The following is a 20,357-nucleotide window of genomic DNA, read 5'->3' as shown; positions in this document are numbered from 1 at the left end:
ACGGCGTCCCTGAGAAGACGGTGTCTTTGAGAAGGCGGCCTTGAGAAGAAGTTGCCGCGCACGATCCCGAGGAGACCGACCGATGGCATTGCGCCACGCCGTACTGGCGGCGCTGCTCGACGAGGAGCTGAGCGGCTACCAGCTGGCCAAGGCGTTCGGCACGGGCGTGGCCAACTTCTGGCACGCCCTGCCCCAGCAGCTCTACACCGAGCTGGCCAAGCTGGAGCGGGAGGGCTTCATCGCGGGCCGCGAGGTGGTCCAGGACACCCGGCCGAACAAGCGGCTGTTCCAGGTCACCGACGCCGGACTGGCCGAGCTGGAGCGCTTCACCGCCGCCGAGACCAAGCCCTGCGTCATCCGCGACGACCTGCTCGTGAAGGTCCAGGCGGCCGAGCACGTCGACACGGCGGGGCTGATCGCGCAGCTCGCGGAGCGGACCGCCTTCGCGACGGCCAAGGCGGAGCTGTTCGAGAAGCTGCTGCGCTCGATGCGCGGCGAGCGCACCGAGGAGGAGTTCCTGCGCCACGGCGCACGGATCGGCCCCTACCTCACCTGCCTGCGCGGCCTGGAGTTCGAGCGGGCCAACCGGGCCTGGTACGAGCGCACCACGATCATCCTGAACGAGAGGCGGGCATCCCGTGGAGAGCACTGAGCAGCGACGGCCGACCGGGCACGCCCGGTACGCCCGGTACGTGGCTCTCGGCGACAGCCAGAGCGAGGGCGTGGGCGACGGGGACGACCGCACCGGGCTGCGCGGGTGCGCCGACCGGCTCGCCGAGCAGCTCGCGGTCCACGAGCCCGGTGTGCTCTACGCCAACCTGGCCGTACGGGGCCGCCTCGCGGCGGGGGTCCGCGAGGGGCAGCTCGGGCCGGCCCTCGCGCTCCGCCCCGACCTGGCCACGGTGGTCGCAGGGGTCAACGACGTGCTGCGGCCCCGGTTCGACGCCGACGAGGTCGCCGGGCACCTGGAGGCGATGTTCGCCGCGCTCACCGCGCAGGGTGCCCGCGTCGCCACCGTCACCTTTCCCGACATCGCGAAGCTCGTGCCGCTCGCCAAGGGGGCGGCCCCGCGCGTCACCGCGCTGAACGACCGGATACGGCGGGCCGCGGAGCGGCACGGGGTGGCCGTCGCGGACTTCGCCCGCCACGAGGCCTCCACCGACCCGCGGATGTGGAGCGCGGACCGGCTGCACGCCGCCCCGTCCGGCCACGCGATGATCGCCGCCGGGGTCGCGCACGCCCTGGGGCTGCCCGGCAGCGACGATGCGTGGACCCGCCCGCTGCCCGGCCCGGCTCCCGCCGCCCCGGCGGGCCTGCGGGGCGCCGCCGGGGAACTGCGGTGGGCCGTGGGCTTCGCCGGGCCCTGGATCGGGCGGCGGTTGCGCGGGCGCTCTTCCGGAGACGGCCGTACGGCCAAGCGGCCCGAGCTGCTCCCCGTACGCCTGGCGGCCTGACGGGCGCACCCGCCGGGGTCAGGCGCGGCAGATGATCTCGCCGTTCAGTACGGAGAACCAGGCGTCCGGGTCCGCGCCCCAGGTGTGCCAGGCGTCCGCGACGGCCGACAGCTCCGACCGCGTCGCGTGTCCGCCACCGGTCGCGATCCCCGCGTAGGCGGAGGCCGTCGTACGGTCCGCCCACAGCGCGGACCACCAGGCGGCCTCCTCCGCGGTCGCGTAGCACCACGAGGTCGCCGTACAGGTCACGTCCGTGAAGCCCGCCTCCCGCGCCCACGCGCGCAGGCGGCGTCCGGCGTCGGGCTCGCCGCCGTTGGCGCGGGCCACCCGCCGGTACAGGTCCAGCCACTCCTCCAGTCCCGGAGTCGCCGGGTACCAGGTCATCGCCGCGTAGTCCGCGTCCCGCGCCGCGACGATCCCGCCCGGCCGGCACACCCGGCGCATCTCGCGCAGCGCCTGGACCGGATCGCCCACGTGCTGCAGCACCTGGTGGGCGTGGACCACGTCGAAGGAGTCGTCCGGGAAGTCCAGCGCGTGGACGTCGGCCGTGGCGAACTCGATGCCGGTCAGGCCGCGTTCCTTCGCGTACGCGGCGGCCTGGTCGACCACGTCCCGCGCCGCGTCCACCGCCGTGACCCGGCCCCCGGGCCCCACCAGCTCCGCCAGGTCCGCCGTGATCGTGCCCGGGCCACAGCCCACGTCCAGAACGGCCATCCCCGGGCGCAGCGCGCCGATCAGGTACGCGGCGGAGTTCTCGGCGGTGCGCCAGCGGTGCGAGCGCAGCACCGACTCGTGGTGTCCGTGGGTGTAGACCGCGGTCTCGTGCGCGGGCTCCGCGGGGTGAGCGGCGGCAGCGGCGTCCGTGGCATCAGGGGCAGTGGCTTCAGCGGCGTTCATGGACGTGCTCCTTCGTCGTCGAAAGTGCTGTCGAGGCCTGTCGAGGCGTTGGTTTCACCGTAAGGGATCAGTTCGTCATCTGAGATGTGCGTTTTGACATGTGGACACCCTCCTTGTGTGCCAAGGGGATTGACCGAGTGGGTGGCAGGCGGGGGCCGGGGCGAGGACAGTGAATCCGGGGGGAACGGGGGGAACGAAGGACGGTGAGAGCCATGCCGGACCCGTTGCTGGAGCGGCACGCCGAGGCGCTGCGGCTCTTCGGTCGGTACGTCCACTCGGTCTCGGACGCGCAGTGGGACGCGCCGACACCCTGTAGCGAATGGAGCGTGCGCGAGCTGGTCAACCACGTCACCGCCGAACAGCTCTGGATACCGCCCCTGGTCACCGACGGCCGCACCGTCGAGGACATCGGCGCCACCTTCAACGGCGACGTGCTCGGTACGGATCCGGCCGCCGCCTGGGACGAGGCCTCGGCCGCCGCGCACACGGCCTTCGAGATCCCCGGCGCGCTGGAGCGCACCGTCCGGCTCTCGTACGGGCCCGCGCTCGGCTCGGCGTACTGCTCGGAGCTGACCGCCGACTGCGTGGTCCACACCTGGGACCTCGCGCGGGGCATCGGCGCCGACGACCGGCTGCCGGACGGCCTCGTCGAGTTCTCCATCAAGGAGGTCATGCCGTACGCGGACGGGCTGGCCGCGAGCGGCATGTACGCGGCTCCGCTGGAGGTGCCGCCGGGGGCGGACGCCCAGACCCGGCTGCTCGCGCTGCTCGGGAGGAGCGGCTGATGCGCGACGGCCGGCGCACAACGGCCGACGCACAACGGGCGACTATGGACGAATAACCGTATAAAGGCATGGTTGGGAGCGCGGGAACGGCAGGGAGAGGTGGCGCGCGGTGTCGGGGATCCAGCGCACGACGGCCGAGGGCCGGGGCCAGGTCCGCTACGGTCCGCCCGCACCCCAGCCGGGCCTGCCCGTGCTGCCCGAGCTCACGGCCGTCCTCGCGTCCGCCGCCTGGCGTTCGGCGCCCGAGCCGGCCGGCGGGGGAGTGCCCGTACGGGCCGCCGCGGCCCGGCACTGGGGCAGACGCGGCCTGCCCACCGACCCCGACCACGTGGCCGCCGGACCCGGCGCGCCCGCCCTGCTGCTCGCGCTCCTCGGCGCCTACGGCGGCGACGTGATGCTGCCCCGGCCCTGTCCCGCCTGGTGGACCCCGCAGGTCCGCCTGCTGGGACGGCGGGCCTACCACGTGCCGACCCCGGCCGAGTGCGGCGGCGTGCCCGACCCGTACGCCCTGCTGGAGACCGTGCGCCGGGTGCGCGCCGAGGGCGGCGACCCGCGCGTGCTGCTGCTGTCCGTCGCCGACGACCCGACCGCGACCGTCCCGCCGCCCGAGCTGCTCCGGGAAGCCTGCGAGGCCGCCGCGTCCGCCGGGCTGTTCGTCGTCAGCGACGAGACCTGGCGCGACACCGTCCACCGGCCGGTCCACGGCCGCCTGGGCGGGCCGGACGGCCCGCCCAGCCCGGACGGCACGGGTACGGAGACCCCCGGCGGGCTTCCGGGCACCCGCGACCGGCTCGTCGTGCTCAGTCCCGCCGAGATGCTGCCGGACGACACCGCCGTACTCATGGACCTCTCCGGCGCCCTGCTGCCCGCGGGCTGGCCCGCCGCCGTCGTGCGGTTCCCCGGTACCCCGCGGGGTACCTGGCTGCGGGCCCGGACCCTCGACGTGCTCACCGCCACCGGCGGGTTCGTCGCGGGTCCCGTCGCCGGGGCGGCCGCGCACGCCCTCGACGAGCCCCCCGCGGTCGCGGGCCGGGCCGCGGCGGCCGCCGCCCTGCACGGCGCGGTGGCCCGGGCCGCGCACCGGGAACTCCTGGCCGCCGGGGCGCTGGCCCGGCCCCCGCAGGCCGGCCGCCACCTCTACGCCGATCTGACCCCGCTGCGCTCGGGGCTGGCCCGGCAGGGGGTCGGCGACGCGATGGAACTGGAGGACTGGCTGGGCGGACGGCTCGGCGCGCCCACGCCCGGCGGGCAGCGGTTCGCCGACGAGGCCGTCGCCCCGCGGGTCCGGCTGTCGACCGGGCCGCTGCTGGGCGCCACCCCGGAGGAGCGGCTCGCGGCGCTCACCGCGACCGACCCCCTCGCCCTGCCCCACGTACGGGACTCCCTGGCCCGGCTCCGGTCGGTCCTGGCCGGACTGTCCGACTGACCTGCGCCGTGGCCTCCGTCCTGGAACCCCGTCCTGGAACCCCGCCCTGAAACCCCCGACTGCCGCCGGTGAACGGAGACTTCTCGATGAGGGATCAGACGGACGCCCCCTCGGCCTCCCGGGCCGTGGCAGGCCGGGACGTCCCCCCGACGGCTTCCCGGGGCGGCGCCGGTGCCGATGCCGACGGCAGTGCCGGTGTCGGTGCCAGTGCGGGCCTCCGGCACGCGAGGCCTCGGCCGCTCGGGGAACACCGGCTGTGGCCGCGCTCGTTCGCGGACCGGCTGACCACCCCGCTGCCGGGGCTGCGCGCGTTCGCCCGGCTCGCCCGCGAGGGCGCCTTCCGGCCGGGCCCGGAGGGGCTGCGCGGCATCCCGGACCTGCCCTACGAGCCCGCTCCGCTGCCCGCCGTGGCCACCGGGTCGGTGTCCGTCACCTGGGCCGGGCACGCCAGCTGGATCCTGCGGATCGGCGGGCTCACCGTACTGACCGACCCCGTCTGGTCCCGGCGGATCCTCGGTACCCCGGCCCGGATGACCCCCGTCGGGGTGCGCTGGGAGGAACTGCCGCCGGTCGACGCCGTGGTGATCAGCCACAACCACTACGACCACCTCGACGCCCCCACCCTCAAACGCCTCCCGCGCGCGACGCCGCTCTTCGTCCCGGCCGGTCTCGCCCGCTGGTGCCGACGGCGGGGGTTCACCCGGGTCACCGAACTCGACTGGTGGGAGTCGGCCGAACTGGGCGGCGTACGGTTCGAGTTCGTGCCGGCGCACCACTGGTCGAAGCGGTCGCTGCTGGACGCGTGCCGGACGTTGTGGGGCGGCTGGATGATCGGCGTCGCCGACGGGCGGGCGGGGGCGCCGGAGGCGGCGAAGAAGGTGTACTTCGCGGGAGACACGGGCTACGGGCACTGGTTCGGCGAGATCGGGCGGCGGCACCCCGGAATCGACCTCGCGCTGCTCCCGATCGGGGCGTACGCCCCGCGGTGGTGGCTGCGGGACGTCCACGCGGACCCGGAGGAGGCCGTGCAGGCCTGTCTGGACCTGGGGGCGAAGCGGATGGCTCCGATGCACTGGGGGACCTTCGTGCTCTCGTCGGAGCCCGTGATGGAGCCGCTGCAACGGGTGCGGGCCGCGTGGGCCCGTACGGGCCTGCCCCGGGAGCACCTGTGGGACCTCCCGGTCGGGGCGTCCCGGGCCCTGTAGCCAGGGCTGCGGGCCGGGCGGCCCTGCGGGGCTGTCCCCTACCCGCCCTTCCACCGTTCCCCGGGGCCGCGCCCCGGACCCGGCGGGGCCGCGCCCCGGACCCCGCGCCTCAAACGCCGACGGGGCTGGAAGTGTCAGCCTCCGGGACGGATGCGGCGCCACAGGGCCGGGGCCGCGCTGATGAGGAGGGTGAGGGCCACCGCCAGGGCCACGCCCTTCCAGGGTTCCGCGAAGAGGGAGCCGCCGACGATGCCGATGAGGCCGTAGGTCGCCGCCCAGGCCAGGCAGGCGGGGCCGTCGCCGCGGGCGAAGCGGCGCAGGGGGAGTTCCGCGAGCAGGCAGGCCAGCATCACCGGGATGCGGCCGCCGGGGAGCAGGCGCGAGACCACCAGGACCAGGACGCCGTTCTCGTCGAGCTTGCGCTGCGCCTGCGCGAGGCGTTCCGGGGTCGCCCGCCGCCGCAGGGCCTCCAGCCACCGCGAGCCGTTCCGCGAGCGGACACCGCGGCGGCCCAGCCAGTACAGCGCCATGTCCCCGGCGAAGGCGGCCAGCGAGGACACCCCGAACACCAGCAACAGCCCGAAGGGGAGGGAGTCCTGGTGGAAGGCGACCACCGCCGCCGTACTGACCAGCGCGCCGGTCGGGATCACCGGCACCAGCGCACCCAGCGCCACCAGCACGAACAGGGTCGGGTAGCCGATCGCCTGCTGGGTGGACTCCGGCGGGACCTGCGAGGCCGCCTCCGCGAGCTGGGCCAGGGGCAGGGACACAGCCAGGGGCAGGGCGCTCACGGCAGCCGCACCCGTTCACCGTGCGCGGGCACGCGGACCGACACCTTCGGCGCCTCCCGCCGCGCACACCGTACGAACTCCTCGCCCGGCGCGTGGAACTCGTGCGGCCGCACCGCGTCCATCCCGATCGGCCAGTACGTGCCCCAGTGCACCGGAACCGCCGCGGCCGGCGCCAGCAGGGCCAGGGCCCGCGCCGCACCCGCGGCGTCCAGGTGCCCCGGGCCCAGGTTGGGTCCCCAGCCGCCCACCGGCAGCAGGGCCACGTCCACCGGTCCGACCTCGTCGGCCATCGAGTCGAACAGGCCGGTGTCCCCGGCGAAGTAGGTCCGCGAGGCGCCCTCGATCACGTACCCCAGCGCGGGCGCGAGCCGGGGTCCGAACGGCAGCCGCCGCCCGTCGTGCCGTGCGCTGACCACCCGGACCCGTACGCCGTCCCGCACCTCCACCGTGTCGCCCGGCGCCACCTCCGTGACCGGCAGCCCCCGCACCCCGGCTATCCGCGCCAGCCCCGGCACCGCTCCCGGTGCCCCGCGGGGCACCAGCAGCCGGGTCCCGCGCGCGAGGCGCGCCAGCGAGGGCACGTGCAGGTGGTCGGCGTGCAGGTGCGAGACGAGCACCGCGTCGGCGACCGCCGCCTCCGGCGGGGGCACCGCCCCGCGACGGCGCCTCAGGTGTGCCAGACGGCGTGCGAAGAGCGGGTCCGTGAGCAGCCGGACACCGGAGTCCTCGACCGTGCACGTGGCGTGTCCCCACCAGGTGATCTCCACCGGCCGCTGATCCCCTCCCTCGCATCCCGCGCCCCGCTTGCCACCGGGTTCCGTCCGAGCCTAAAGGCTGCCCGCCCAAACCGCCCGGAACCGGGGCTCCACGCCCCCTCCTCCCCGGCGGCGGATCGGAGTAGGGTCGGGCGGCATGGATGAGCTGCGCGTGGCCGCGATCGCCAGCCTGGCCCCGCTGGAGGATCTGGACACGGATCCCTTCGCCGTCGACACCCGGAGCCAGCACGCCATGTGCGCCCGCTGGGCGGCCGACCGGGGCTACGTGGTGACCCGCGAACTCTTCGTCTACGGGCTGCGCGCCGACCACTGCGGGCTGTGGAACGACGTCGACGCCGGCCGCGTCGACCTGTTCGTCACGGCCAACCACCGGGTGCTGACCCGCGCGCTGCGCTCCGTCGACGAGTTCACCGCCGAGTGCGCGCGGCGCGGCGTACGGCTGGAAACCGCCGGTCTCGACGAGCCGCGCTACACCTCCGCGATGAAGGCCGAGGTGCACCGCCGGCTCTCCATGCCGACCGCCGGATACGACGGCACGTAGGCGCGGGCACCGCCCCTCGCGTTCCCCGGCGCGTCGCGCCCCCGCGCCCGTACGCACATCCGCCGCCCGTGTCACCCGGCCGGGCGGGCGCCGTTGTGCGAGCCTGGACACCATGGGACGGGGGCTCGTCGGCGCGGTGCGGGCCAGGGTTGGTGAGGCGGGTCGGGCGTGTTGCGAGGCCGGTGGCGGAGTACGGGCGGCGCCCTGGTGCGCGTGGTCATCGTCTGGGCGGTGTCCACCCTCACCATGCTCGTCCTGGCCGGAATCCTCCCCGACTTCCGGCTCCAGGCGGGCGCGGGCGGTGACCGCGACAGCATCACGCAGATAGGTCTGACGGCCGCCATCGGCGCCGGTGCGTTCGGTCTGCTGAGCGCGCTGGTGTGGCCGGTCCTCGTACGCGCCCTGCTGCTCGTGCCGGCCCTGGTGCTCGGACTGCTCGTGTTCTTCCTCAACGGCTCGCTGCTGCTGCTGGCGCTCAGCCTGATCCCGGCCGGCCGCGGCGAGGCGGACCCCGAGACGGCGGTGGTGGTCGCCGCCGTGATGTCCGCCGTCGCGTCCGCGACCTCCACGGCCCTCGCCGTACGGGACGACGAGGCCTACCGGCGCCGGCTCTACCGGCTCGCCGACCGCCGCCGGCGCCGCCAGCGCCGCGAGGGCGCGCCCGGGGCCGACGAACGCGCCCCCGGGGCGGTGTTCCTGCAACTCGACGGGGTCGGGTACGAGGTGCTGCGGCGGGCGGCCGGCAGCGGCCTGATGCCGACGGTGGCCGACTGGCTCGACCGCACCCACCGTGTGACCTCCTGGCGCACCGACTGGTCCAGCCAGACCGGCGCCAGCCAGCTCGGGATCCTGCACGGCTCCAACTTCGACGTCCCGGCCTTCCGCTGGTACGAGAAGGACACCGGCGAGGTGGTCGTCTGCAACCGGCCCACCAGCGCGGCCGAGCTCCAGCGGCGGGCCGTCGAACGCACCGGGGACGGGGGCCTGCTCACCCTCGACGGCGCCAGCCGAGGCAACCTCTTCAGCGGCGGCGCCGGCCAACTGGCGCTCGTCCTGTCGGTTTCCGCCCGGCGGGGGCCGCAGAACCGCTCCCGCGCCGGCTACTTCGCCTACTTCTCCGACCCGGCCAACGCGGTCCGCACGGCGCTCTCCTTCGTCGCCGAGGTGGTCCGCGAGATCACCCAGTCGCTGCGCCGCCGCCTGCGCGGGGACCGGCCACGGGTCTCGCGCGGCGGGCTGTACCCCTTCATCCGAGCTTTCGCGACGGTGGTGGAGCGCGACGTCGTGGTCGCCGCGGTGATCGGCGACATGCTGGCCGGGCGCGCCGCGGTCTACGCCGACCTGGTCGCCTACGACGAGGTCGCCCACCACTCCGGCCCGCGCTCGCGGGACACCGAGCAGGTGCTCGCCCGGCTCGACCGCAGCCTCGCGCTGATCGCCCGGGTCGCGGAGCACGCGCCGCGCGAGTACCGGATCGTGCTGCTCTCGGACCACGGCCAGAGCCCGGGGGAGACCTTCCTGGCCCGGTACGGGCTCACCCTGAAGGACCTGGTCCGCGCGGGCTGCGGGCTCCCGGTGTCCCGGAAGGCCGGCCGCACCCACAGCGGCGCCGAGGCACGAGCCGCCGTACGGGCCGCCCTGCACCGGCCGGTGGAGGAGACCGACGAGGAGGCGCGTCCCGGGTCGGGCCCGGACCCGGTGGTCCTGGCCTCGGGCAACCTCGGGCTGATCTCCTTCCCGGACCTGCCCGGGCGGGCGTCCAGGGAACGGATCGAGCGGGCGTACCCGGCGCTGCTCTCCACCCTGGCGAACCATCCCGGGGTCGGGTTCCTGCTCGTCGACGGGACCGTCCTGGCGGCCGGCGGGGCCGAAGCCCGGCTGGACGAGCCCGGCGCGGCGGAGGAACTGCTGGCCCCCTTCGGCCCGGGCGCCGCGCGGGCGGTCCGGCGGACCGACACCTTCCCGCACGTGGCCGACGTGATGGTGAACTCGGCCTACGACTCGGAGACGGGCACGGTGCACGCCTTCGAGGAGCAGATCGGCTCGCACGGCGGCCTGGGCGGGGAGCAGGGCCACCCCTTCTTGATGTGGCCGGTGGAACTGTCCGAGCCGGTGTTCCGGCCGGACGGGGAGCTGGTGGGCGCGGAGGCGGTCCACGAGGTCCTGCGCCGCTGGCTCACCGAGGCGGACGGCCCCCAGGTCCCAGTGCCCCCGGAGGTGCCCCCGGAGATCTCCGTGGCCCAGGGCACGGACCCGGCGCCCGCGCCCCAGAAGCCCTAGGCCGGCCGCCGGCCCCGGGCGTACTTTGGAAACAGAGTCCATCAGGGGGGCTCCGAGGGGTCGCCATGTCCGCGATCAGCAACACCATCGACATAGACCGCAGTCCCGAGGACGTGTACTCGTACATCACGGACCCCACGCACCTGCCGGAGTGGCAGGACAGCGCCGTCTCGGCGGTGCCGGTGGGAGACCTTCCCGTCCACGTGGGTTCGAAGGTCCTGGTCACCCGCCAGATCGGCAGGCGCGCGATCCCCACGACCATGGAGGTCCTGGAGATGGACCCGCCGAGGAGCTGGCACTTCCACGGGGTCGAGGGGCCGGTCCGGCCGGACGTACGGGGCCGCATCGAATCCCTCGACGGAGGCACCCGCTCGCGCGTGACCATCGCCGTCGACTTCGAGGGCCACGGCCTGGGCCGGGCGCTCGTCCCGCTCGCGGTCAAGCCCATGGTCCGCAAGGAGATGCCCCGCAGCGAGGAGAAGCTCAAGCACCTGCTGGAACACTCCGCGGCCTGAGCCCGGCGCTCCAGAGCTGAGGGCTCCGGGCTGAGGGCTCCGGGCTGAGGGCTCCGGACGGACGCCCCGGGGAAAACCGGATGCTTCGGGACACGCGGTACGCCCACACTGGGCGCACCGCGTACCCGGACCCGGTCCGGTGCCCCGTATCCCGGACTCCCTAAGGACATCCCCACCCGTGCAGGCTGCCGTCACCGTCACCCCCGCCCAGCTTCCCGAACTGCTCCTCGGCCTCGCCACCGTGCGGCCCGTGTTCCTCTGGGGGGCGCCCGGCATCGGCAAGTCCTCGCTCGTGCGCAAGTTCGCCGACTCGCTGGGACTGGAGTGCGTGAGCCTGCTCGGTACCCAGCTGGCGCCGGAGGACCTGATCGGCGTACCGCAGATCCGTGACGGGCGTTCGGTGTTCTGCCCGCCCGAGGCCATCGCCCGCGAGGAGCCGTACTGCCTCTTCCTCGACGAGCTCAACGCCGCGGGCCCCGACGTGCAGAAGGCCTTCTACTCCCTGATCCTCGACCGGCGGATCGGTTCCTACGAGCTGCCCGCCGGCTCCATCGTCATCGGCGCGGGCAACCGGGCCACCGACAACGCCCTGGCCCGCCCCATCGCCTCCGCGCTCGTCAACCGGCTCACCCACGTGCATCTGAACGCCTCCGCCGGTGACTGGCTGGTCTGGGCCGGCGAGCACGGCATCCACCCGTGGGTCACCGACTACCTCACCGACCGGCCCGACCACCTGTGGTCGCAGCCGCCCAAGACGGAGGAGCCGTTCTCCACGCCGCGGTCCTGGCACATGCTCTCGGACGCCCTGCACTCCTTCGGCCAGGGCCTGGACGAGACGACCCTCAAGGTCATCGCGCACGGCACCCTCACCCCGGCGCACGCCGTCTCCTTCTGCGGCTACGCGAAGATCGTCCGTCACTCCTTCGGCATCGAGGCGATCATGAAGGGCGACGCGAACTGGCCCACCCGCCTCGCCGACCGCGACCTGCTCTACTACCTGGCCGACGCCTTCCGCGGCCGGCTGGTCAAGGAGCTGCCCGCACGGCGCGAACACGTCTCGCCCGCCGTCCGGCAGACCGCGTACCGGGCCAAGTCCCTCCTCGTCCAGCTCGCCGAGATCTCCGTCGAGGTCGCCCAGACCGTCATCGCGGACGACGCCGACGGCCTGCCCGTGCTGCCCGCCTGGTTCCTCGTCGAGGCGGCCCGCGACATGCCGCGCCTGGTCGAGGCCCGCCGGTGACCCGCACCACGGGCACCACCCGCAAGAAGGCCGGCAACGCCAAACCCGACCCCGCCGACCAGGCCTTCGCCGAGGGCCTCGCCCTGGTCAAGCGGAACCCGGCCCTCGCCGCGGTCTCCGCCACCATCTGCCGGCAGGCCAAGTGCGCGGCCACCCCCGCCGGGGGACTGGCGGCCGTCGACTCCAACGGCACCGTCCACGTCCACCCCACCCGGCGCGTCACGCCCGGGGAATGGGCCTGGACCCTCTCCCACACCCTGCTCCACCTCGGCTTCGGACACGTCCCCGCCGCCCAGGACGAGCACCGCCCCCAGCCCGACCGCTTCGACCTGGCCGCCCGCTGCGCCGTCGTCAACCGCTTCCTGGCGGGCTTCGCTCCCGGCTGGACCCCGGAAAGCCTGTCCGCCGAGCACCCCGGCGGCGACGAAGAGCTGCTCGCCGCCCGCTGGCGCCGCGACGGCATCCCCGCCGCCCACGAGCACTGCGGCACCGCCGGAGACCACCCCGACCAGGTCCTGGTGACCTGGCGGGCCTGGAACACCACGGTCCCCGACTGGGAGACCGCCTTCGCGCACGCCCTGACCCGCAGCGTCTCGGCCGCCATGGACGAGGCCGGCGGCCGCCGCGACCGGGTGACCGGGGAGCATGTCCGCCTCCGCCCCTGGGACCGGGCCCTGAACTGGTTCGTCTCCTCGTACCCGCTGCTCGGTGGGCTCGCCGCCGGGCTGAAGATCGTCGCCGACGCCGAGCTGGCCCGCGCCCAGGGCATCGACATCGCCGCCGTCAGCGCGAGCGCCGGGGAGATCTACGTCAACCCGCTGCGCTCCTTCACCGACGGGGAATGGCGGTTCATCCTGGCCCACGAGATGCTGCACGCCGCCCTGCGCCACGGGGAGCGCCGCGGCGCCCGCGATCCGTACCTGCACAACGTGGCCGCCGACTACGTGGTCAACGGCTGGCTCGTGGAGATGGCGGTCGGCGAGATGCCCGAAGGGCTGCTCCACGACCCGGAGCTGGGCGGCCTCTCCATCGAGGAGGTCTACGACCGGATCACCACCGACCTGCGCCGCATGCGCCGCCTCGCCACCCTGCGCGGCAAGGGCCGCGGGGACATCCTGGGCGAGCCGCTGCCGCACCCGGGCAGCTGCCCGTACACGGACCTGGACGAGTTCTACCGGCGCGGCCTGGTCCAGGGCTTCGACCTGCACGCGTACGGGGAGCGCGGACTGCTGCCCGCCGGGCTGATCCAGGAGATCCGGGCGCTGGCCCACCCGCCGGTGCCGTGGGACGCGGCGCTCGCCCGCTGGTTCGACGAGTACGTGCCTCGGCCGGTGGCCGTACGGTCCTACGCGCGCCCGGCCCGCCGGCAGGCCTCCACCCCGGACATCCCGCGCGCGGGCCGGTACTTCCCGCCCGAAGAGGTGGCCCGCTGCACCTTCGGCGTGGTCCTCGACACCTCGGGGTCGATGAACGCCGCCCTGCTGGGCAAGGCGCTGGGCGCCATCGCCTCGTACGCGGAAGCCCGCGACGTACCGGCCGCCCGCGTCGTGTTCTGCGACGCGGCGCCGTACGACGCGGGCTATCTGCCACCCACCGAAATCGCCGGACGGGTCCGCGTACGCGGCCGGGGCGGCACGGTCCTGCAACCGGGAATCGACCTGCTGCACCGGGCGGAGGACTTCCCGCCCGGCGCTCCGGTCCTCGTGATCACGGACGGCGAGTGCGACACCCTGCGGATCCGGCGGGAGCACGCCTATCTGATCCCGCAGGGTGCCTCCCTGCCGTTCACGCCCCGCGGGCCGGTCTTCCGACTGGCCTGAGGGGCGTGGACCCCGGTTTTAGTCGAGGTAGTCGCGCAGCACCTGCGAGCGCGACGGGTGACGGAGCTTCGACATGGTCTTCGACTCGATCTGGCGGATGCGCTCACGGGTGACCCCGTACACGCGGCCGATCTCGTCGAGGGTCTTCGGCTGGCCGTCGTTGAGGCCGTAGCGCATGGAGACCACGCCCGCCTCGCGCTCCGAGAGCGTGCCCAGGATGGACTGGAGCTGCTCCTGGAGGAAGGTGAAGGAGACCGCGTCGGCCGGCACGACCGCCTCGGAGTCCTCGATGAGGTCACCGAACTCGCTGTCGCCCTCCTCACCCAGGGGGGTGTGCAGGGAGATCGGCTCGCGGCCGTACTTCTGGACCTCGATGACCTTCTCGGGGGTCATGTCGAGTTCCTTGCCCAGCTCCTCCGGAGTGGGCTCCCGGCCGAGGTCCTGGAGCATCTGGCGCTGGACGCGGGCCAGCTTGTTGATGATCTCGACCATGTGGACGGGGATGCGGATGGTGCGGGACTGGTCGGCCATCGCACGCGTGATCGCCTGCCGGATCCACCAGGTGGCGTACGTGGAGAACTTGAAGCCCTTGGTGTAGTCGAACTTCTCCACGGCGCGGATCAGACCGACGTTGCCCTCCTGGATCAAGTCCAGGAAGAGCATGCCGCGGCCGGTGTAGCGCTTGGCGAGGGAGACCACGAGGCGGAGGTTGGCCTCCAGCAGGTGGTTCTTGGCCCGGCGGCCGTCCTCGACGAGGATCTCCAGCTCGCGCTGGAACGCGGGCTTGTGGTCCTCCTCCTCTTCGAGCTTGTACTCGGAGAAGAGACCGGCCTCGATGCGCTTGGCGAGCTCCACCTCCTGCTCGGCGTTGAGCAGCGGCACCTTGCCGATGAGCTTGAGGTAGTCCTTGACGGGGTCGGCGGTGGCGCCGGCGACCATGACGGTCTGGGCCGGGGCGTCGTCCTCGTCGTCGTCGGACAGGACGAAGCCGGCGCTGCCGCCCGTCTTGGGCGTCTCCTTCTCGTCGCCCTCGTCCAGGTCCTCGGCCGCCCAGTCCTCGCCCTCGGCCACGGGGGCGTCGCCCTCGTCGCCGTCCTTGGCGGTCTTCTTCGTGGCGGCCGTCTTCTTCACGGCGGTCTTCTTCACGGCGGTCTTCTTGACCGCACGCTTCTTCGGCGCGGCGGCGGCCTCTGCCGCCACCTCCTCCTCGGTCCCGGAGGCCGACGGGTCGGATATCGCCGCGGCGGTGGCGGGGGCCGCCGTCTTGCGCGCACCGATCAGGCGCGGCGGGGCGGTGGCCTTCTTGGCGACGCGCGCCGGGGCGGCGGCCGCCTTGCGCGCCTTCTTGGCGGGAGCCTTCGTGGCGGGGGCGGCGCTGACGTGCAGCGCGACGCCCTCCTCGTCCAGGACCTGGTTCAGGCTGCGCAGGACCCGCTTCCACTGGTCCACCGGGATGCGGCCGGCCTCGAAGGCCTGGCGCACGTCATCACCGTTGATGTGACCCTGCTCGCGGCCGCGCTCGACAAGCGCGACCAGGGCCTCTGATTCGGCGATTTCCGTGGGGAACGTACGGGACGGGCTGAGCGACACAAGGAGCCTCTCGTTGCGAACAGATAAGGGGTGGCGGGACATCATCGCGCGAACTCGGGAAACAGACCCGAGGGGGGTCTGTATTCCGGGCCGCACGAGGACACCTGTCGGTTCATCGCATGCCCGAGTAGATTCGTTACGCGCTGAATTGAGTGACCTGCGCCACGCCGTGACCGGAGACCCGGTCGCGGGTGGTCGCGTCCGCCCGTTTTGTCAGCCCGTTTTGCGGGCTTCGATGAGAAAACGTGCGGTGTGTGCGACGAACGGGCCCTCGTGCGCGATCTGTTCGTGCAGCTCGCGCAACCGGTCCCGATGCTGCCCGACCGTGAAGCCCGGCACCATCCAGATCACCTTCCTCAGAAAGTAGATCACGGCTCCGATGTCATGGAACTCCGTCCGGAGCCGCTCGGAGCGCAGATCGACCACCTCCAGTCCCGCCTTCGTGGCCGCGGCGACCGCGTCGTCGGGGTGCCGGCCCCGCCGGACCTCCTCCGGCTGCGGGCCCAGGAAGTACTCCACGAGCTCGAAGACGCTCGCCGGCCCGACCTGCTGGGAGAAGTACGTGCCGCCGGGCTTCAGCACCCGCGCGATCTCCTCCCACCAGACCGTCACCGGATGGCGGCTGGAGACGAACTCGAAGGCCTCGTCACCGAACGGCAGCGGCGGCTCGTCGGAGTCCGCGACCACCACGGTGCCCAGCGGGTGCAGCAGCCTTGTCGCCTTGTCGATGTTCGGCGGCCACGATTCGGTGGCCACCGTGAGCGGGGGCAGGGGCCCGGCTCCGGCGAGCACCTCCCCGCCACCGGTCTGGATGTCCAGGGCGGAGCCGACCCGCGCCAGGTGCCGGGCCAGGAGGCCCTGGTAGCCCCAGGAGGGGCGCTGTTCGGTGGCGCGTCCGTCGAGCCAGGAGAAGTCCCAGCCGTCCACGGAGACGGATTCCGCTTCCGCGACGAGATGGTCGAAAGTGCGCGTCATCCCTCGATCTTCCCAGGTCCGGCCCCGGTCATCCACCGGATTGCCGGGCAGGGGCCCACGCCCGGACCCGCGGGGGTTCGCCTACACTGGGCGCGGGCCGTGACTGGCGTTCGGGTGGATCACCACCGGGGAGCGGCCCGGCGTACTCCCGCATCTGGTACGTCGACTGCCGCGCGCCTGGGCGAACCGCGATCCCGCAGCGACGCTCAGGAGCCCCCATGACCACTCAGACGACCGCCCAGACCGTTTCCGCCACCCCGGACGTTCCCGGCGCCCAGGCCGCCCGGCTGATGGACGGCACCGCCCTCGCCCGCCGCATCTCGGAGCGGACCGCCGAGTACGCCGCGAAGATCACCGAGCGCACCGGTACCGCGCCGTGCCTGGCCACCGTGCTCGTCGGCGAGGACCCCGCGTCCGTCACCTACGTCCGGATGAAGCAGAACCGCTGCGCCAAGGCCGGCATCACCTCCCGCCACGTGGAGCTGCCCGCCGCGACGACCACCGAGGAGCTCGTCGCCACCCTGACCGCCCTCTCGGAGGACCCGGAGATCAGCGGCATCCTGCTCCAGCACCCCGTCCCGCACCACATCGACGAGCGCGCCGCCTTCGAGGCCATCGCCCCGGGCAAGGATGTCGACGGGGTCACCATGCACTCCTTCGCCGCCATGGGCTTCGGCCTGCCGGGCTTCGTCTCCTGCACCCCCGGCGGCATCATGCGGCTGCTGGAGGCCTACGACGTGGACCTGACCGGCAAGCACGCCGTGGTCGTGGGCCGCAGCGCGATCCTGGGCAAGCCCGCCGGGATGCTGCTCCTGGAGCAGAACGCCACCGTCACCTACTGCCACTCCCGCACCGTGGACCTGCCGTCCATCGTCCGCCAGGCGGACGTGCTGGTCGCCGCCGTCGGCAAGGCCGAGTTCATCCGCGGCGAGGACATCAAGCCGGGCGCCGTGGTCCTGGACGCCGGCTACAACGAGGGCAACGTCGGCGACGTCCACTTCGAGTCGGCCGCGGCCCGCGCCTCCCTGATCACCCCGGTCCCGGGCGGCGTCGGCCCGATGACCATCGCGGTGCTGCTGGAGCAGACCGTCCAGGCCGCCGCCGCGCAGGCCGGTCTGGCCCTCGCGGACCTCTGACCCGCGCCCTGCTCCCTCCGCTACGACGAACGCCCCGGGCCCTTCGGTCCGGGGCGTTCCGTTTCCCGCGGTAACAGGCCGAAAGGCCGATCCCGGTCCGGTGTCGCGGGGCTCCACTGAATATGTGAAGCCTTCGATGGATATGCAGAAGCCCCCGGCGCCGGACGCAGCACCGGACGCGGCGGCGGTGGGCGGGAAGCGCCACCCGCGCGGACTCGCCACCCTCGTCCTCGCCGAGCTGTGGGAGCGTTTCAGCCTCTACGGCATGGTCGCGATCCTCGTGCACTTCCTCGCCGCCTCCCGCGGCCACGGCGGCATGGGCCTCCACGAGGGCACCGCCGAGGCCGTGGAAGGCGTCTACATGGCCATGATCTCGCTGCTGGCGCTGCCCGGCGGCTGGATCGCCGACCGCTTCCTCGGCGCCCGGCGGGCCGTCTTGTGGGGCGGTGTGGTCATCATGGCCGGCCACGTCCTGATGGCCGTCCCGAACCCGGTCTTCGTCTGGCCCGGGCTGGTCCTCATCGTCATCGGCACCGGCCTGCTCAAGCCGAACATCTCCGCGCTGGTCGGCCGGCTGTACGCCGCCGACGACGACCAGCGGCGCGACGCCGGCTACTCGATCTTCTACATGGGCATCAACCTCGGCGCCGTCATCGCCCCGCTCGTGGTCGGCTACCTCGGCGAGGAGGTCAACTGGCACCTCGGCTTCGGCGCCGCCGCCGTCGGCATGGCCATCGGCCTGGTCCAGTACGTCCTCGGCGGCCGGCGCCTGTCGGAGCAGCTGCGCGCCGAGCCCGTGGTCCGGCTCACCGCCGCCGAGCGGACCAAGATCCGCAGGTCCTCCTCGTACGGCCTGGTCTTCACCGCCGTACTGATCACCCTGCTGGCGGCCTCGCACGCGCTGAGCATCGACAACATCACCTTCGTACTGACGATCGTCGCCGTCGTGGTCCCGGCGGGCGTGCTGCTCTCGATGTACCGCAGCCCCAAGATCGACCGGGTCGAGAAGACCCGGCTGCGGGCCTACGTCTGGCTCTTCCTGGCCGCCACGCTGTTCTGGCTGGTCTACGACCAGATGGGCAACGAGCTGAACCTGTTCGCCGCCCAGAAGACCGACCTGTCCCTGCTCGGCTGGCACATCCCGGCGAGCTGGACCCAGTCGCTGCCCTCGCTGTTCGTGATCATCCTGGCCCCCGTCTTCGCCGCCTTCTGGGTGCGCCGGGGCAAGCACATGAGCACCCCCTTCAAGTTCGGCCTGGCCCTGCTGCTGACCGGCGCCTCCTTCGTGGTCATGTCCGGCGCCGCGGCCATCGCCTCCAGCGGGGTCAAGGTCTCGCTGATGTGGCTGGTGGGCGTGTACGTGATCCAGGTGATGGGCGAGATGTGCCTGAGCCCGGTCGGGCTCTCGGTCACCACGAAGCTCGCCCCGCGGGCCTTCACCAACCAGATGATGGGCGTGTGGTTCCTCGCCGCCGCCACCGGAGACGCGATCGGCGCGCAGCTGCCCCGGCTCGACGCGGTCATCGGCCAGAGCTGGAACTTCCTGTGGCAGGGCGCCATGGTGATCGCGGCCGGTGCGGTGATGGTCTTCTTCACCAAGCGGCTCAAGGTCCTCACGGGCGAGGCGGCGGCGAGCCGCGAGGCGGTCGCGGTGGCGGCCTGACGGCTGCCTGGGGGCGCCCTGATGGCTGCCTGACGGCACCCTGACGGCGGCCTGGGGGCCGCCCCGCCGGTGCCCCGGCTCAGAGGCGGGCCGCGGCCCGGCTGCGGGCCTCCGCCACGATGGGCGAGGTGTGGAACTCCCGGGCCAGCTCCGTCAGCGGCCGGGACCCGAGGCGGCAGGGCTCGGCGGGACCGCGGCCCGGGGCCGGTTCCACCCGGCCGGCGGCGGTCCGGCGCCGGCACGCGACCGCGAGCACGGCCGCGTCGGCCACCAGTGCGGCGCCCCGCTCGCACCGGCCCCGGGCGAGCGCGGCCTCGTAGGCCTCGCTCCGGACGGCGGGGTCGAACCAGGAGGCGAGCGCCAACAGCCCGTCGTCGATCACCGATTCGCGGTGGATCAGCCGGATCCCCACCGGGGACCACCAGGTCAGCGGGACCGTCCTCACACTGGACGAGGCGAAGCCGTTCAGAGCCTTCCACAGCGGCCGCAGCCGGCGGTACTGGCTGAAGTCCTGCCAGGCCGCCGATTCGCCGACCAGGGGCACGATGAACCCGATCCCCACCAGCAGGGCCGCCGCGGAGGCGAGCGGCGGCGCGAGGTGGGTGGACAGCCCGTCCCAGTCGCGGCCCGACCAGCGGGCTCCGACCGCCGCCCACTTCGCGACCAGGTAGCCCACGTCCATCACCATGCCGAACATCAGCAGCGCCAGCCCGGTGCGCAGGGCCCGTAGCGCCGGGTCCACGCGCCGCAGCCACTTCCGGCACAGCAGGGACAGCGCCGTGCTGCCCACGGCGTGGGCCGTCAGGTAGAGCGCGATCATCTCGCGGATCCACGGGGTGTTGGCGTAGTACGTGTCCAGGTCCCGCAGCCGCTCCACCGGCGCGTCCCCCATGACGAACAGGAAGACGATCGTCACCACGACGGCGCCGTACGCCACCACCGTGATCCGGGTGGCCCGCAGGACGCCCGGCGTCGGGCCGCCACTCCAGTGCAGGACCAGCACGATGCAGGACGCGGAGAACGCGGTGAGCACGCTGTAGACCAGGGGAGCAGAGAAGTTGACGACTCCGGTGAGGCGGTTGACCGCGGCGATCGTCGGCGGACCGGACAGGAACATGGCGAGGGAACCGACGACGAGCAGCGTGCACACGGCACGCATCAACGGCTGGTCCCAGCCGTCGCGCAGCGTCGGAGCCTTGATGACCAGTGCCAGGACGATCACGAACCCCGGCACGTAGAGGATGAGCCCGTCCGACATCGGGC

General features: G+C 73.6%; 18 protein-coding genes and 1 riboswitch. Of the genes, 12 read left to right on the top strand and 6 right to left on the bottom strand.

Features of this window, described 5'->3' with window-relative positions:
* Positions 1-82: 82 nt before the first annotated feature.
* Together ACFYYB_RS04790 and ACFYYB_RS04785 are read left to right on the top strand one after the other, a co-directional pair.
* A complete protein-coding gene (locus ACFYYB_RS04790) occupies positions 83-652 on the top strand; it encodes a PadR family transcriptional regulator (RefSeq protein WP_327303385.1) in 570 nt (189 codons plus the stop codon).
* On the top strand, positions 639-1,454 hold the full coding sequence (locus ACFYYB_RS04785; RefSeq protein WP_389433199.1) for an SGNH/GDSL hydrolase family protein: 816 nt from the start codon (positions 639-641) through the stop codon (positions 1,452-1,454). Before ACFYYB_RS04790 ends, ACFYYB_RS04785 begins: the two co-directional genes overlap by 14 nt.
* 18 nt (positions 1,455-1,472) lie before the next feature.
* Here ACFYYB_RS04785 and ACFYYB_RS04780 read toward each other — a convergent pair whose 3' ends face one another.
* Complete coding sequence (locus ACFYYB_RS04780; RefSeq protein WP_389433198.1) at positions 1,473-2,351, bottom strand: methyltransferase domain-containing protein; 879 nt, start codon at positions 2,349-2,351, stop codon at positions 1,473-1,475.
* A gap of 212 nt (positions 2,352-2,563) precedes the next feature.
* Between ACFYYB_RS04780 and ACFYYB_RS04775 the strand changes: the two genes are divergently transcribed.
* From ACFYYB_RS04775 to ACFYYB_RS04765, 3 genes are all read left to right on the top strand, one after another.
* Positions 2,564-3,136, top strand: coding sequence for a TIGR03086 family metal-binding protein (locus ACFYYB_RS04775; RefSeq protein WP_389433197.1), 573 nt, complete (start codon positions 2,564-2,566; stop codon positions 3,134-3,136).
* Between the two features lie 118 nt (positions 3,137-3,254).
* Positions 3,255-4,562, top strand: a complete 1,308-nt coding sequence (locus ACFYYB_RS04770) for an aminotransferase class I/II-fold pyridoxal phosphate-dependent enzyme (protein ID WP_389433466.1) — start codon at positions 3,255-3,257, stop codon at positions 4,560-4,562.
* 86 nt (positions 4,563-4,648) lie between these two features.
* Positions 4,649-5,767, top strand: coding sequence for an MBL fold metallo-hydrolase (locus ACFYYB_RS04765; RefSeq protein ID WP_389433196.1), 1,119 nt, complete (start codon positions 4,649-4,651; stop codon positions 5,765-5,767).
* A gap of 134 nt (positions 5,768-5,901) precedes the next feature.
* Here the strand turns inward: ACFYYB_RS04765 and ACFYYB_RS04760 are convergent, their stop codons facing one another.
* Together ACFYYB_RS04760 and ACFYYB_RS04755 are read right to left on the bottom strand one after the other, a co-directional pair.
* Positions 5,902-6,549, bottom strand: coding sequence for a DedA family protein (locus ACFYYB_RS04760; protein ID WP_389433465.1), 648 nt, complete (start codon positions 6,547-6,549; stop codon positions 5,902-5,904).
* A 5-nt stretch (positions 6,550-6,554) separates the two neighbouring features.
* Positions 6,555-7,325, bottom strand: a complete 771-nt coding sequence (locus ACFYYB_RS04755; protein ID WP_389433195.1) for an MBL fold metallo-hydrolase — start codon at positions 7,323-7,325, stop codon at positions 6,555-6,557.
* Positions 7,326-7,470: 145 nt separating this feature from the next.
* On the opposite strand from ACFYYB_RS04755, the gene ACFYYB_RS04750 reads away from it, so the two are divergent.
* The 5 genes from ACFYYB_RS04750 to ACFYYB_RS04730 all read left to right on the top strand — a co-directional run bounded on the left by ACFYYB_RS04750 (position 7,471) and on the right by ACFYYB_RS04730 (position 13,730).
* Positions 7,471-7,875, top strand: a complete 405-nt coding sequence (locus ACFYYB_RS04750) for a hypothetical protein (protein WP_389433194.1) — start codon at positions 7,471-7,473, stop codon at positions 7,873-7,875.
* Positions 7,876-8,043: 168 nt separating this feature from the next.
* Positions 8,044-10,155, top strand: a complete 2,112-nt coding sequence (locus tag ACFYYB_RS04745) for an alkaline phosphatase family protein (RefSeq protein WP_389433193.1) — start codon at positions 8,044-8,046, stop codon at positions 10,153-10,155.
* A gap of 65 nt (positions 10,156-10,220) precedes the next feature.
* Complete coding sequence (locus ACFYYB_RS04740; protein ID WP_389433192.1) at positions 10,221-10,670, top strand: SRPBCC family protein; 450 nt, start codon at positions 10,221-10,223, stop codon at positions 10,668-10,670.
* 178 nt (positions 10,671-10,848) lie between these two features.
* Positions 10,849-11,910 (top strand): ATP-binding protein, encoded by a 1,062-nt coding sequence (locus tag ACFYYB_RS04735; protein ID WP_389433191.1) that lies wholly within the window; start codon positions 10,849-10,851, stop codon positions 11,908-11,910.
* Entirely contained in the window at positions 11,907-13,730 is a 1,824-nt protein-coding gene (locus tag ACFYYB_RS04730) for a hypothetical protein (RefSeq protein WP_389433190.1), read from the top strand. Before ACFYYB_RS04735 ends, ACFYYB_RS04730 begins: the two co-directional genes overlap by 4 nt.
* A gap of 18 nt (positions 13,731-13,748) precedes the next feature.
* On the opposite strand, the gene ACFYYB_RS04725 is transcribed toward ACFYYB_RS04730, so the two are convergent.
* Positions 13,749-15,320 (bottom strand): RNA polymerase sigma factor, encoded by a 1,572-nt coding sequence (locus tag ACFYYB_RS04725; RefSeq protein WP_389433189.1) that lies wholly within the window; start codon positions 15,318-15,320, stop codon positions 13,749-13,751.
* 213 nt (positions 15,321-15,533) lie between these two features.
* A complete protein-coding gene (locus ACFYYB_RS04720; protein ID WP_389433188.1) occupies positions 15,534-16,295 on the bottom strand; it encodes a class I SAM-dependent methyltransferase in 762 nt (253 codons plus the stop codon).
* Positions 16,296-16,384: 89 nt separating this feature from the next.
* Positions 16,385-16,485, top strand: a riboswitch (ZMP/ZTP riboswitch).
* 100 nt (positions 16,486-16,585) lie between these two features.
* Here ACFYYB_RS04720 and ACFYYB_RS04715 point away from each other — a divergent pair.
* Positions 16,586-17,431, top strand: coding sequence for a bifunctional 5,10-methylenetetrahydrofolate dehydrogenase/5,10-methenyltetrahydrofolate cyclohydrolase (locus tag ACFYYB_RS04715; protein ID WP_356507154.1), 846 nt, complete (start codon positions 16,586-16,588; stop codon positions 17,429-17,431).
* Positions 17,432-17,567: 136 nt separating this feature from the next.
* A complete protein-coding gene (locus ACFYYB_RS04710) occupies positions 17,568-19,094 on the top strand; it encodes a peptide MFS transporter (protein WP_389433187.1) in 1,527 nt (508 codons plus the stop codon).
* Positions 19,095-19,173: 79 nt separating this feature from the next.
* Here ACFYYB_RS04710 and ACFYYB_RS04705 read toward each other — a convergent pair whose 3' ends face one another.
* Positions 19,174-20,352 carry an MAB_1171c family putative transporter gene (locus ACFYYB_RS04705; protein ID WP_389433186.1) on the bottom strand — a complete coding sequence of 393 codons (1,179 nt, stop codon included), beginning with the start codon at positions 20,350-20,352 and terminating at the stop codon, positions 19,174-19,176.
* Positions 20,353-20,357 lie beyond the last annotated feature (5 nt).

The organism is Streptomyces sp. NPDC002886 (genome assembly GCF_042888445.1).
Taxonomy (GTDB): Bacteria; Actinomycetota; Actinomycetes; order Streptomycetales; family Streptomycetaceae; genus Streptomyces.
This window is presented reverse-complemented; position numbering and strand designations above follow the sequence as displayed.